Source organism: Pseudomonas sp. NFX1 (assembly GCF_051123555.1).
GTDB lineage: Bacteria > Pseudomonadota > Gammaproteobacteria > Pseudomonadales > Pseudomonadaceae > Aquipseudomonas > Aquipseudomonas capeferrum.
The window spans coordinates 3,429,988-3,442,639 of record NZ_CP169366.1; the positions used below are offsets into that span (position 1 = coordinate 3,429,988).

Annotated in this window: 11 protein-coding genes; 7 read left to right on the forward strand and 4 right to left on the reverse strand. The window is 64.4% G+C overall.

The annotated features are described in order from the left end of the window. Positions 1-75 precede the first annotated feature (75 nt). From dapE to DJ563_RS15410, 3 genes are read left to right on the forward strand one after another with little or no spacing between them, the layout of a single operon-like run. Entirely contained in the window at positions 76-1,227 is a 1,152-nt protein-coding gene (gene dapE / locus DJ563_RS15400) for a succinyl-diaminopimelate desuccinylase (protein WP_033700897.1), read from the forward strand. Next, positions 1,227-2,039, forward strand: coding sequence for a putative RNA methyltransferase (locus DJ563_RS15405; protein WP_186662968.1), 813 nt, complete (start codon positions 1,227-1,229; stop codon positions 2,037-2,039). Before dapE ends, DJ563_RS15405 begins: the two co-directional genes overlap by 1 nt. 17 nt (positions 2,040-2,056) lie before the next feature. Continuing rightward, the gene (locus DJ563_RS15410; protein WP_434517981.1) at positions 2,057-2,434 is read left to right on the forward strand and encodes a hypothetical protein; all 378 of its coding nucleotides are present in this window, start codon (positions 2,057-2,059) and stop codon (positions 2,432-2,434) included. A gap of 90 nt (positions 2,435-2,524) precedes the next feature. On the opposite strand, the gene DJ563_RS15415 is transcribed toward DJ563_RS15410, so the two are convergent. Next, complete coding sequence (locus DJ563_RS15415; protein ID WP_027595776.1) at positions 2,525-2,734, reverse strand: cold-shock protein; 210 nt, start codon at positions 2,732-2,734, stop codon at positions 2,525-2,527. A 233-nt stretch (positions 2,735-2,967) separates the two neighbouring features. On the opposite strand from DJ563_RS15415, the gene plsB reads away from it, so the two are divergent. From plsB to DJ563_RS15430, 3 genes are all read left to right on the forward strand, one after another. Then, the gene (gene plsB, locus DJ563_RS15420) at positions 2,968-5,454 is read left to right on the forward strand and encodes a glycerol-3-phosphate 1-O-acyltransferase PlsB (RefSeq protein ID WP_434517982.1); all 2,487 of its coding nucleotides are present in this window, start codon (positions 2,968-2,970) and stop codon (positions 5,452-5,454) included. A gap of 76 nt (positions 5,455-5,530) precedes the next feature. After that, positions 5,531-5,929 (forward strand): YbaY family lipoprotein, encoded by a 399-nt coding sequence (locus DJ563_RS15425; RefSeq protein ID WP_434517983.1) that lies wholly within the window; start codon positions 5,531-5,533, stop codon positions 5,927-5,929. Positions 5,930-5,962: 33 nt separating this feature from the next. Further along, the gene (locus tag DJ563_RS15430; RefSeq protein WP_033700903.1) at positions 5,963-6,652 is read left to right on the forward strand and encodes a DUF4197 domain-containing protein; all 690 of its coding nucleotides are present in this window, start codon (positions 5,963-5,965) and stop codon (positions 6,650-6,652) included. Positions 6,653-6,728: 76 nt separating this feature from the next. Here the strand turns inward: DJ563_RS15430 and DJ563_RS15435 are convergent, their stop codons facing one another. Together DJ563_RS15435 and DJ563_RS15440 are read right to left on the reverse strand one after the other, a co-directional pair. Continuing rightward, a complete protein-coding gene (locus DJ563_RS15435; protein WP_434517984.1) occupies positions 6,729-9,794 on the reverse strand; it encodes an efflux RND transporter permease subunit in 3,066 nt (1,021 codons plus the stop codon). Between the two features lie 6 nt (positions 9,795-9,800). Continuing rightward, complete coding sequence (locus tag DJ563_RS15440) at positions 9,801-10,901, reverse strand: efflux RND transporter periplasmic adaptor subunit (RefSeq protein WP_274098281.1); 1,101 nt, start codon at positions 10,899-10,901, stop codon at positions 9,801-9,803. 233 nt (positions 10,902-11,134) lie between these two features. On the opposite strand from DJ563_RS15440, the gene DJ563_RS15445 reads away from it, so the two are divergent. Continuing rightward, the gene (locus DJ563_RS15445; RefSeq protein ID WP_434517985.1) at positions 11,135-11,776 is read left to right on the forward strand and encodes a TetR/AcrR family transcriptional regulator; all 642 of its coding nucleotides are present in this window, start codon (positions 11,135-11,137) and stop codon (positions 11,774-11,776) included. Positions 11,777-11,811: 35 nt separating this feature from the next. Here DJ563_RS15445 and DJ563_RS15450 read toward each other — a convergent pair whose 3' ends face one another. Then, positions 11,812-12,588, reverse strand: coding sequence for a class I SAM-dependent methyltransferase (locus tag DJ563_RS15450; RefSeq protein ID WP_274098372.1), 777 nt, complete (start codon positions 12,586-12,588; stop codon positions 11,812-11,814). Positions 12,589-12,652: the final 64 nt, after the last annotated feature.

Below are 12,652 nucleotides of genomic sequence, written 5' to 3' on the forward strand. Positions count from 1 at the left end.
CGCCCCATCGGCCCGCCTGTTTGATATAAGATAACGCCCCTCGTTTTTCCGCCTTGCCTTGCCCCGGAGTTCCCCATGACGGCCCCTGCCGAGCTCTCGCCTACCCTTCAACTGGCCTGCGACCTGATCCGTCGCCCCTCGGTCACCCCCGTCGATGCCGACTGCCAGGCACAAATGATGAATCGCCTGGGCGCCGTGGGCTTCACCCTCGAACCCATGCGCATCGAGGATGTCGACAACTTCTGGGCCACCCATGGCAACCAGGAAGGTCCGGTGCTGTGCTTCGCCGGCCACACCGACGTGGTGCCGACCGGCCCGGTGCAGCAGTGGCAGCATGAGCCGTTCGAAGCGCTGATCGATGCCGACGGCATGCTCTGCGGCCGTGGCGCCGCCGACATGAAGGGCAGCCTGGCCTCGATGGTGGTGGCCAGCGAGCGTTTCGTGCGTGACTACCCGGGCCACCGCGGCAAGGTCGCCTTCCTGATCACCAGCGACGAAGAAGGCCCGGCCCACCACGGCACCAAGGCCGTGGTCGAGCGCCTGAAAGCGCGCAACGAGCGCCTGGACTGGTGCATCGTCGGCGAGCCTTCGAGCACCAACCTGCTCGGCGACGTGGTCAAGAACGGCCGCCGCGGCTCGCTGGGCGCCAAGCTGACCGTACGTGGCAAGCAAGGCCATGTGGCCTACCCGCACCTGGCGCGCAACCCGATCCACCTCGCCGCCCCCGCCCTGGCAGAACTGGCGGCCGAACACTGGGACGAAGGCAACGCCTTCTTCCCGCCGACCAGCTTCCAGATCTCCAACCTCAACTCCGGTACTGGCGCCACCAACGTGGTACCCGGCGAACTGACCGCGCTGTTCAACTTCCGCTTCTCCACCGAGTCGACCGTCGAAGGCCTGCAACAGCGGGTAGCGGCGATCCTCGACAAGCATCAGCTTGAGTGGAGCGTCGAGTGGGCGCTGTCTGGCCTGCCGTTCCTCACCGAACCGGGCGAGTTGCTCGATGCCGTGTCGGCCAGCATCAAGGCAGTCACCGACCGTGATACCCACCCCTCCACCAGTGGCGGCACCTCGGACGGCCGGTTCATCGCCACCATGGGCACCCAGGTGGTCGAACTCGGCCCGGTCAACGCCACCATTCACCAGGTCGATGAGCGGATCCTGGCCAGCGACCTCGACTTGCTGACCGAGATCTACTACCAGACCCTGGTCCGGTTGCTCGCCTGATGCTCGCCTGCCCCCTCTGCCAGGCAGCCCTGACACCGCTCGACAACGGCGTGGTGTGCCCTGCGGGCCACCGCTTCGACCGTGCGCGCCAGGGTTACCTGAACCTGCTGCCGGTGCAGCACAAGAACAGCCGTGACCCCGGTGATAACCAGGCCATGGTCGAAGCCCGTCGCGACTTCCTCGACGCCGGCCACTATGCCCCGGTGGCCCGCCGCCTGGCCGAGCTGGCCGCCGAGCGCCAGCCCGGTGCCTGGCTGGACATCGGTTGCGGTGAAGGCTATTACACCGCACAGCTCGCCAACGCCCTGCCCGATGCCGACGGCTATGCCCTGGACATCTCGCGTGAGGCGGTCAAGCGTGCCTGCCGGCGTGATCCAGCGGTTACCTGGATGGTCGCCAGCATGGCCCGCGTGCCCCTGGCAGATGCCAGCTGCCAGTTCATCGCCAGCGTGTTCAGCCCGCTGGACTGGGCCGAAGCCAAACGCCTGCTCAGCCCCGGCGGCGGCTTGATGCGGGTCGGCCCGACCAGCGGCCACCTGATGGAGCTGCGCGAAGTGCTCTACGATGAAGTGCGTCCGTATGCCGATGACAAACACCTGGCCCTGGTGCCGGAGGGCATGGCCCACGCGCACAGCGAAACCCTCGAGTTCCGCCTGAGCCTCGCGGCGCCCAAGGCACGCGCCGACCTGCTGGCCATGACCCCGCACGGCTGGCGCGCCAGCGCCGAAAAACGGGCACAGGTGATCGACCAGCCCGAGCCGTTCGAGGTCACGGTTTCCATGCGTTATGACTATTTCGTGCGCCAAGACTGAGCACACCCGGAGCCCTTATGCGCCAACCTGATATCGAGATTTACCTGAAGGACGCCGACGTCGACCACAAGCAGATTGCCGACTGGCTGGCCCAAGCCGTGGGCCCGTGCAGCGAGTGGCAGCAGAAAGGCCAGACCTTCAAGTGCAAGGCCGGTAACATTCCAGTCACCTGGTTACCCAAGGCTGTGGGGAAATGGAACAGCCTCTACATGGAAAGCGACCAGACCCCGTGGGCTGATGACATCGCCTGCGCCCGCGCGGCGCACGCCGCACTCGGCGTCGAAGTCCGCTGCGCACCGGGTGGCTGGGTCGAGGAAGACGGTGAAGAAGATGCCGATCGCTGGGTTCGCATCAGCGCCGACGGTGAAGAGGAAATCACCTGGCGCACTTCTTGAGCTGCAAGCTTTAAGCTGCAAGCGCCAAGACGGATCGCATCAGGCTGCAAGTACACGGTCACTTGCAGCTTGAGGCTTACAGCTTGAGGCTCAGAGCCCTACTACGTCCTCGGCTTGCAGGCCTTTCTGGCCCTGCACGCAGGCGTACTCGACCTGCTGCCCTTCGACCAGGGTACGATGCCCCTCACCGCGGATCGCCCGATAGTGGACAAACACATCCGCACCACCTTCGCGCTGAATGAAGCCATAGCCCTTGGCATCGTTGAACCACTTTACATTCCCAGTCTCACGAGACGACATCTGAACTACTCCGGATTTTTTATTGTGAAGATCGCCTTGTAGGCACGCAGTCATCACCACGTGCCGACGCCGCTTGCCGAAATATCCTGCAAGTGGCAGGCCGAGTATATGACACAGATTAAAAAAAATTGATGACGGCCCCGCTTTTTGCCGATTTTTGCTGAACTTGCGCACATACGGCAGACTAAATGGCTGGATACTCACCTGAAAATCATACCCAGGGCACACACCCCATGACCCGTTCCCCCCTGCGCCGCCTGATCTTCGGCGCCCTGCGTCGCCTGTTGTACCTGTGGGTGCGCTCCGAGACCATCAACCAGTCGTCGCTGACGCTCAAGCTCGACCGCAGCCGCCCGGTGTTCTATGCCCTGCCCTCGCCCTCACTGACCGACCTGGCGGTACTCGACCGCGAATGCACCAAAGCGGGGCTGCCACGCCCGGTGTTGCCGGTGGCCGTGGGCACACTGCAGGAGCCGGCGGCGTTCTTCTACCTGACGCCCGACCCCGACTGGCTGGGCCGCCAGGACAAGAGCGGCGCCCCGCCCACCCTCGAACGCCTGGTCGCAGCGGTAAGCCAGCATGCCGAGGAAGATGCGCAGATCATCCCGGTGAGCGTGTTCTGGGGGCAGACCCCCGCCAGTGAGTCCAGCCCATGGAAGCTGCTGTTCGCCGACAGCTGGGCGGTCACCGGGCGCCTGCGCCGGCTGCTGACCGTGCTGATACTGGGGCGCAAGACCCGCGTGCAGTTCTCTGCCCCGATCCACCTGCGCGAGCTGGTCCAGCACAACAAAGGCCATGAGCGCACCGTGCGCATGGCCCAACGCCTGATGCGCGTGCACTTTCGCAACCTCAAGACGGCAGTCATCGGCCCCGACATCTCGCACCGGCGCAACCTGGTCAAAGGCCTGGTCCATGCCCCGCAGGTGCGCCAGGCCATCAGCGACGAGGCCGAACGTGAGGGCATCCCGCTGGCCAAGGCCGAAGCCCAGGCACTGCGCTATGGCAACGAGATCGCCTCGGACTACACCTACACCGCGATCCGCTTCCTTGAAGTGGTACTGAGCTGGTTCTGGAACAAGATCTACGACGGCATCAAGGTCAACCACATCGAGCAGGTGCAGGGCATCGCCCCTGGCCACGAAGTGGTCTACGTGCCCTGCCACCGCAGCCACATCGACTACCTGCTGCTGTCCTACCTGCTGTTCCGCAACGGCCTCACCCCACCGCACGTGGCGGCCGGCATCAACCTCAACATGCCGGTGGTCGGTAGCCTGCTGCGCCGTGGCGGGGCGTTTTTCATGCGCCGTACCTTCAAGGGCAACCCGCTTTATACCGCTGTGTTCAACGAGTACCTGCACACGCTGTTCAGCAAGGGCTTCCCGGTGGAGTACTTCGTCGAAGGTGGCCGCTCGCGCACCGGGCGCATGCTGCAGCCGCGCACCGGCATGCTGGCGATCACCCTGCGCAGCTTCCTGCGCTCTTCGCGCACGCCGATCGTCTTCGTGCCGGTGTACATCGGCTACGAGCGCGTGCTCGAAGGCCGCACCTACCTGGGCGAGTTGCGCGGCGCCAGCAAGAAGAAGGAATCGATCTTCGACATCTTCAAGGTGTTCAGCGCGCTCAAGCAGCGTTTTGGCCAAGTCTATGTCAACTTTGGCGAGCCGATCCGTTTGGCCGGCTTTCTCGATGCGCAGCAACCCGGCTGGCGCGAGCAGGAGTATGGCCCGCAGTTCCGCCCAGCCTGGCTGAATGAAACCACCACACGCCTGGGTGAAACCGTAGCCCGCCACCTCAATGGGGCTGCGGCGATCAACCCGGTCAACCTGGTGGCCCTGGCGCTTCTGTCCACCAGCCGCCACGCCCTCGACGAATGCGCCCTGTGCCGCGTGCTCGACCTGTACCTGGCGCTGTTGCGCCAAGTACCGTATTCGCCCCACACCACCTTGCCCGAGGGTGACGGCCTGGCGCTGATCGAGCATGTGAAGGGCATGAAGCTGCTGGCTGAGCAGAAGGACGCCTTGGGCCGCATCCTGTACCTGGATGAAGCCGATGCGGTGCTGATGACCTACTACCGCAACAACGTCCTGCACATCTTCGCCCTACCGGCGCTGCTGGCCAGCTTCTTCCTCAGCAGCTCGCGGATGAGCCGCGACCTGCTTGGCCAGTATGTCAAAGCGTTGTACCCGTACCTGCAGGCCGAGCTGTTCCTGCGCTGGGCACCCGAGCAACTGGACGAGGTGATCGACCAGTGGCTGGCGGCGCTGGTGGAGCAAGGGCTGCTGCGCCAGGAAAACGATGTGTACCTGCGCCCGGCCCCCAGCTCGCGCCCGTTCGTGTTGCTGACCTTGCTGGCCCGCAACATCACCCAGACCCTGCAGCGCTTCTACATGGCCACGTCGCTGCTGCTCAACAGCGGCCAACACAGCCTGAGCGCCGAAGCACTGGAAGACCTCTGCGTGATGATGGCCCAGCGCCTGTCGATCCTGCATGGCCTGAATGCCCCGGAGTTCTTCGACAAGAGCCTGTTCCGCCACTTCATCCAGACGTTGATCGAGCAAGGGGTGCTGCAAGCGGACGCGCAAGGCAAGCTGGGCTATCACGACAAGCTCGCCGAGCTGGCCGAAGGGGTCGCCAAGCGTGTGCTGTCGGCAGAGCTGCGGCTGTCGATCCGCCAGGTGGCCTTGCATCGCGACGATGCCCTGGAAACTTCGGCCCTCTAAGGCTTCATCTGCCGCGCAAATCCGTTAAAGTCCTTGGCGTTGGCCACAAGCCAACGCCACGGACAACGGAGATTCCATGAAAAAGCTCGTAATGCTGTGTTGTGCATCCCTGCTCGCAGCCTGCTCCAGCCACACGCCGTCGCCCCAGGCGAGCCTTGAGGGTGAAGTCTTCTACCTGCAGCGCATCGCCCTGCCGCCCACCGCCACTCTCAGCGTGGAGCTGCAGGATGTGTCGCTGATGGACGCCCCTGCCGTCACCCTGGCGCGCCAGGCCGGCCCGGTCAAAGGCAACGTGCCACTGCCGTTCCACCTCACCTACGATCCGGCCCAGGTCAAGCCTGGCCACCGCTATGCGTTGAGTGCCCGTATCGAGCTGGACGGCAAGCTGCTGTTCATCAACACCGAGCATCACGGCGTCACGCTGGATGGCAGCGACGTGCAGCCAGTACGGGTCAAAGTCGACCCCGTGCGCTGATACCCGCCTATTTCTGTTCAAAAGGAAAGCTTCATGATTCGCTCCTCCCTGCGTTTCACCGCCCTGTGCGCCGGCCTGCTGCTGTCGGCCAGCGCCCTGGCCCTGTCGCTTGGCGACCTGACCCAGAAGGACGCCAGCGGTGGCCTGAAAGACGCCCTGACCCAGGGCGCGCAGATTGCCGTCAAGCAGCTGAGTGCTCCCGGCGGCTTCAGCAACAACCCGGACGTGCGCATCGAGTTGCCGGGCAACCTCGGCAAGGCCGCCAAGGCCATGAAGATGTTCGGCAAGGGTGACCAGGTTACAGCCCTGGAAGACAGCATGAACAAGGCCGCAGAGGCGGCGGTACCGCAAGCCCAGGCAATCCTGGTAGATGCGGTGAAGAACATGAGCGTGACCGATGCCAAGGGCATCCTCAGCGGTGGCGACGACTCTGCCACCCAGTACCTGAACAAGAGCAGCCGCGAGCAGATCCGCGCCAAGTTCCTGCCGATCGTCAAGGCGGCGACCGACAAGGTTGGCGTGGTTCAGCAATACAACAACTTTGCCGGTCAAGCTTCAGCCCTGGGGCTGGGCAGTGCCAAGAGCGCCAATGTCGAGAGCTACGTGACCGAAAAGGCCCTGGATGGCCTGTTTGAAATGATCGCCAAGCAGGAGCAGAGCATTCGCCAGAACCCGGCCGAGGCCGCTACCAGCCTGGCCAAAAAGGTATTTGGCGCACTGTGATGCCAAAACGACAAGGCCGCTCCTGCGCAGGAGCGGCCTTGTGTCGCGAAAGGAGGGCAAAGCCCTCCCAGCGGCCTCAGCCCTTCCGGACCCTGAACCACGCCGCATACAACGCCGGCAAGAACAGCAACGTCAACGCCGTCGCAACGATCAACCCGCCCATGATCGCCACCGCCATCGGCCCATAGAACACGCTACGCGACAACGGGATCATCGCCAGCACCGCCGCCAGTGCCGTCAGCACGATCGGCCGGAAGCGCCGTACCGTAGCCTCGATGATCGCCTGCCAACGCTCCATCCCCGAGGCGATGTCCTGTTCGATCTGGTCCACCAGAATCACCGAGTTGCGCATGATCATCCCGGCCAGGGCAATGGTGCCGAGCATGGCCACGAAGCCGAACGGCTGGCGGAACACCAGCAGGAACAAGGTCACGCCAATCAGCCCCAGGGGCGCGGTAAGGAACACCATCACCGTGCGCGAGAAACTGCGTAGCTGGATCATCAACAAGCTCAACACCACCACGATGAACAGCGGCATACCGGCATTCACCGATTTCTGCCCGCGCTCGGAATCTTCCACGGTGCCGCCCACCTCGAGCAGGTAGCCATCCGGCAGCTTGGCCTTGACGTCGCTTAACGTCGGCTCGATCTGTCGCACCAGGGTCGCCGGCTGCTCCTTATCGTAGATGTCGGCACGCACGGTCACCGTTGGCAGGCGGTTGCGGTGCCAGATGATGCCTTCCTCAAAGCCGTACTCCAGGGTTGCCACCTGCGACAGCGCCACGCTCTGGCCGTTGTCGGTGGGCAGCGCCAGGCTGCCCAGATTAGCCAGGTCGCCACGCTCTTTCTGCGTGCCGCGCAAAAGGATCTCGATCAGTTCGTTGTCCTCGCGGTACTGGCTGACCGTGGTGCCGGTCAGCGAGCTGCGCAAGAAGCTCGACAGGTGCGCGGTACTCACGCCAAGGGCGCGGGCGCGGTCCTGATCGATGGCCAGGAACACCGCCTTGCTTGGCTCCTCCCAGTCCAGGTGCACGTTTACCACGTGCGGGTTCTCGCGCACCTTGTCGGCCACTTCGCGGGCCAGGGCGCGCACCTTCTCGATATGCTCGCCGGTCACCCGGAACTGCACCGGGTAACCCACGGGTGGGCCGTTTTCCAGGAGCGTGACGCGGGCGCGCAAGTCAGGGAACTGCTGGTCGACGGTATCGATCAGCCAACTGCGCAGCCGTTCGCGCTCTTCCATCGATTTGGCCAGCACGACGAACTGGGCAAAGCTGGCAGCCGGCAGCTGCTGGTCCAGCGGCAGGTAAAAGCGCGGCGACCCGGTGCCCACATAGGCCACATAGTTGTCGATGCCGTCCTGCTGCTTGAGCAGCACCTCCAGTTGTTTGACCCGCTCGGCGGTATTGGCCAGCGACGCGCCTTCGGCCAGCTTCAGGTCGACCATCAGCTCTGGGCGCCCGGAAGCCGGGAAGAACTGCTGCGGCACGAAGCGGAACAGCAGGATGCTGCCAACGAACGCTGCGAGGGTCAGCAGAATGACTGTCTTGCGACGCCGCACGCACCACTCGACCACGCGCCGTACACGTTGATAGAACGGCGTGGCGTAAGGGTCTGGCGCATGCCCATCGCTGCCATGACGGGCAGCATGCAGCTTGGCCAGGTCCGGCAGCAGGCGTTCGCCCAGGTAAGGGACAAACACCACCGCCGCAACCCAGGAGGTCAGCAGCGCAATGGTCACGACCTGGAAGATCGAACGGGTGTACTCGCCCGTGCTCGACGCCGCCGTGGCAATCGGCAAGAAGCCGGCAGCGGTAATCAAGGTACCGGTCAGCATGGGGAAGGCCGTACTGGTCCAGGCGTAGCTGGCCGCCTTGAACCGGTCGTAGCCCTGCTCCATCTTGATCGCCATCATCTCCACGGCAATGATCGCGTCGTCCACCAGCAAACCCAGCGCCAGCACCAGCGCACCGAGCGAAATCTTGTGCAAGCCGATGCCGAAATAGTGCATGGCGGCAAAGGTCATGGCCAGTACCAACGGAATGGCCAATGCCACCACCAGCCCGGTGCGCAGGCCCAGGGAGAAGAAGCTCACCAGCAGGACGATGACCAGCGCCTCGACCAGTACCTGGACGAACTCACCGACGCCGGCCTTGACCGCAGCCGGCTGGTCAGAGACCTTGCGCAGCTCCATACCGGCCGGCAGGTTGCGCGCCAGGCGCTCGAACTCGCCCTCCAGGGCTTTGCCCAGCACCAGGATGTCGCCGCCGTCCTTCATCGAGACGGCCAGGCCGATGGCGTCTTCACCCATGAAGCGCATGCGCGGCGCGGGTGGGTCGTTGAAGCCGCGGTGCACCTCGGCTACGTCACCAATGCGGAAGGTGCGATCGCCCACCCGAATCGGGAACTGACGAATTTGCTCGACACTGTCGAAGCGGCCGCTGACCCGCAGTTGCAGGCGCTCGCTGGGCGTCTCGAAGAAGCCCGCCGTGCTGACCGCGTTCTGCTCCTGCAGGGCCTGCTGAACGGCTTCCAATGGCACGCCGAGGGTCGCCAGCTTGAGGTTGGACAGCTCGATCCAGACCTTCTCGTCCTGCAGCCCGACCAGCTCGACCTTGCCCACATCCTTGACCCGCTGCAGCTGGATCTGGATGCGGTCGGCGTAGTCCTTGAGCACCGCATAGTCGAAGCCCGTGCCGGTCAGCGCGTAGATATTGCCGAACGTGGTGCCGAATTCGTCATTGAAGAACGGGCCCTGGATTTCCGGCGGCAAGGTGTGGCGGATGTCCGCGACTTTCTTGCGGATCTGGTACCACAGCTCGGGGATATCCTTGGAATGCAGCGAGTCGCGGGCCATGAAGGTCACCTGCGACTCGCCCGGGCGGGAGAACGAGACGATCTTCTCGTACTCGCCGGTCTCCATCAGCTTCTTCTCGATGCGCTCGGTGACCTGGCGCGACACTTCCTCGGCGGTGGCGCCGGGCCACACGGTGCGCACGACCATGGCCTTGAAGGTGAACGGCGGGTCCTCGCTCTGGCCCAGCTTGGTGTAGGACATGGCGCCAATGGCAGCCAGCAGGATCATCAGGAACAGTACGATCTGGCGATTGCGCAGCGCCCAGGCGGAAAGGTTGAAACCCATCGGGACTTACTCCTTGGCCGTCAGGTTCACTACACGGTTGGTGCGATCCACGGGGCGCACCTCCTGCCCCTCGCGCAACACATGGCCCCCGGCGGCGACCACCCAGTCGCCCGGTTTCAAGCCTTCGAGCACCGGTACACTGTCAGAGCCATACGGCCCCAGGCGCACTACCGTGCGTTCCAGGCGGCGGTCCTGGCCGACCCGCCAAACATAGGCTTGGCCGTTTTCTGCAGTGACCGCCGACAACGGCACTGCCAGTGGGATCAGCCCTTCATGGGCGATGAAAACACGTGCGCTCTGGCCCAGCTCGGCGGGCGCCTTGGCCGAGGTGAAGGCGATGCGTGCGGCGAAGGTTCGCGAACGTGGGTCGGCTGCCGGCGAGAGTTCACGGATACGCCCGTCGAAGCGCTCGCCGGGGTGCGACCACAGCTCCACGCTGACGCCTTGGCCCACGGCAAAACGGGAAAATTGCTGCTCCGGCAGGCCGATGACCACCTCACGCTCGCCGTCTGCGGCCAAGGTGAACACGGTCTGCCCGGCCGCGACCACCTGGCCGACTTCGACCTGGCGCTTGGCGATGACACCGGCCTGCGGCGCACGCAGCACCGCATACTCGGCCTGGTTGCCGGCCACATCGAACTCGGCCTTGGCTTGTTTCAGGCGGGCCATGCCGGCGCGGTACAGGTTTTCGGCATTGTCGTATTGCGAGTGGCTGACCATTTGCCGGTCCAGCAGCTTCTGGTAGCGATCACGCTCGGCGCGCACCAGCGACAGGTTGGCTTCGGCGGCGGCCATCTGGGCACGATTGGCTTCCAGTTGCAGGCGCACATCCTGTGGGTCCAGCTCGGCCAGCGGCTGCTCGGCCTTGACCCGCTGGCCCTCTTCGACCAGGCGTTTGCTGACTTTGCCGGCAATGCGGAAGGCCAGCTCCGGTTCGAAGCGCGCGCGCACTTCGCCGGGGTAGCTGTCGGCAGCCGCTTCGGCCGGCTGTGGCTGAATCACCAGTGCCGGGCGCGGCGCGGCGGGTGGCGCGGCTTCCTGGCCGCACGCCGCAAGGAGCAGGGCGACGGCAGTGGGCAGAGCGATGGACAAGGCATGGCGCAACATGATGAATCCTTTCGCGAAGAGCACATCGAATATTTATACTGGCGGGTATATTAAATCAGGGAATCGGCGCCGGGAAGGGTGTCTGTGGTGGTTTTTGCAGGGTGGGGCTTGAGGCCTCTGGCGCCAAACACCTCCCGCCCCAACACAACTGTCCAGTGACAGACAGCACGTATTGCATGGACACTTTCACCGAAAGGCGTCCAACCCGCTAAGATGAGCGACTCTTCAACAAGATGCAGACTCCAATGCCCAACGACGCACCCATCGGACCAGGCCGGCCCAAGGACCTGGCCAAACGCGAGGCGATCCTCGAAGCGGCCAAGACACTGTTCCTCAGCCTTGGCTATGCCAACACCAGCATGGATGCGGTCGCTGCGGCGGCAGGTGTTTCAAAACTCACGGTGTACAGCCACTTCAACGACAAGCAGACGCTGTTCTGCTCGGCGGTCATGGCAACCTGCCAGATCCAGCTACCGGACCTGCTGTTCGAGTACCCCGAGGGGGCACCGGTGGACGAGGTACTGCTGACCATCGCCCGTAACTTCCAGGCGCTGATCAGCAGTGACGAAGCAGTCAAGCTCAGCCGCCTGATCATGGCCCAAGGCAGCCTGGACCCAAGCTTTGGCGAGTACTTCTACGAAGCTGGGCCCAAGCGCGTGCTGGCGGGAATGGAAGCGCTGCTGCGCGGGGCGGATGAGCGCGGGTTGCTGCGCATCGACAACCCGTTGTGCGCCGCCGAGCACTTCTTCTGCCTGGTCAAGGGCGCACCGGATTATCGGTTGCTGCTCGGCTGCGCCGGGCCGCTGGAAGGGGATGAAGCCGAGGCGCATGTGCGGGAGGTGGTGGGGGTGTTCATACGCGCCTTCCACCCCTGATTGGCCGACAACACCCGAATCGGCATGCATTCCGTTCAGGCCTTCAACGCCTTCTTCGGATAAATGTCATACCGGCTCGACTTGCCCTCCAGGCTGTGGCTCGGCTTCGGCCCGTCGATGATCGGCGCCTTGCGCGGCCGTTTCACCACCACCCGGTGGCTGGCAAGCGCCAAAGCGGCTTCGAGCAAGGCCGGGGCATCCAGGTCATCGCCGACCAGTGGCCGGAATACGCGCATCTCTTTTTTCACCAGCGCGCTTTTGTCCCGGTGCGGGAACATCGGGTCGAGGTAGATCACCTGCGGCGGCTCCCCTTCCCAGGCACGCATGCGCTCGATGGCATTGCCGGTCAGCAGGCGCATGCGCCCAACGATCGGGCCCACCTCGTCATCGGCCCGGGCCCGCGCCAGGCCGTCTTCCAGCAATGCGGCAATCAGCGGCTGGCGCTCGATCAGGGTCATCTGGCACCCCAGGCTGGCCAGCACGAACGCATCCTTGCCCAGCCCCGCCGTGGCATCGAGCACCTGCGGCCGTACGCCCTGGGCGATGCCCACCGCCTTGGCGATCATCTGGCCGTTGCCACCGCCAAACTGGCGCCGATGCGCGGCCTGGCCGTCGACGAAGTCCACCCGCACCGGCCCAGGCGCCTGCGGGCCCAGTTGCTGGATCTGCAAGCCTTCAGCGCCCACCTGCACGGCAAAACCCGCAGCATCGTCCTGCAGCGGCAGGCCCAGGCGCTCGGCCCACGCCGTAGCCTGTTGCGCATACTCTGCCGACATCGCTTCGACCCTGATACCCGCGCCTTGCTCTTCCATCGTCCACACCTAAAAAATCAAACCAAGCCCTTATGAATCGGCAACCACGGCCGATACAGGCAAT

Bases quoted from the DNA above. Each gene is read 5' to 3' on its own strand.
- dapE (WP_033700897.1), top strand. From the start codon at position 76: ATGACGGCCCCTGCCGAGCTCTCGCCTACCCTTCAACTGGCCTGCGAC.
- DJ563_RS15405 (WP_186662968.1), top strand. From the start codon at position 1,227: ATGCTCGCCTGCCCCCTCTGCCAGGCAGCCCTGACACCGCTCGACAAC.
- DJ563_RS15410 (WP_434517981.1), top strand. From the start codon at position 2,057: ATGCGCCAACCTGATATCGAGATTTACCTGAAGGACGCCGACGTCGAC.
- DJ563_RS15415 (WP_027595776.1), bottom strand. From the start codon at position 2,734: ATGTCGTCTCGTGAGACTGGGAATGTAAAGTGGTTCAACGATGCCAAG.
- plsB (WP_434517982.1), top strand. From the start codon at position 2,968: ATGACCCGTTCCCCCCTGCGCCGCCTGATCTTCGGCGCCCTGCGTCGC.
- DJ563_RS15425 (WP_434517983.1), top strand. From the start codon at position 5,531: ATGAAAAAGCTCGTAATGCTGTGTTGTGCATCCCTGCTCGCAGCCTGC.
- DJ563_RS15430 (WP_033700903.1), top strand. From the start codon at position 5,963: ATGATTCGCTCCTCCCTGCGTTTCACCGCCCTGTGCGCCGGCCTGCTG.
- DJ563_RS15435 (WP_434517984.1), bottom strand. From the start codon at position 9,794: ATGGGTTTCAACCTTTCCGCCTGGGCGCTGCGCAATCGCCAGATCGTA.
- DJ563_RS15440 (WP_274098281.1), bottom strand. From the start codon at position 10,901: ATGTTGCGCCATGCCTTGTCCATCGCTCTGCCCACTGCCGTCGCCCTG.
- DJ563_RS15445 (WP_434517985.1), top strand. From the start codon at position 11,135: ATGCAGACTCCAATGCCCAACGACGCACCCATCGGACCAGGCCGGCCC.
- DJ563_RS15450 (WP_274098372.1), bottom strand. From the start codon at position 12,588: ATGGAAGAGCAAGGCGCGGGTATCAGGGTCGAAGCGATGTCGGCAGAG.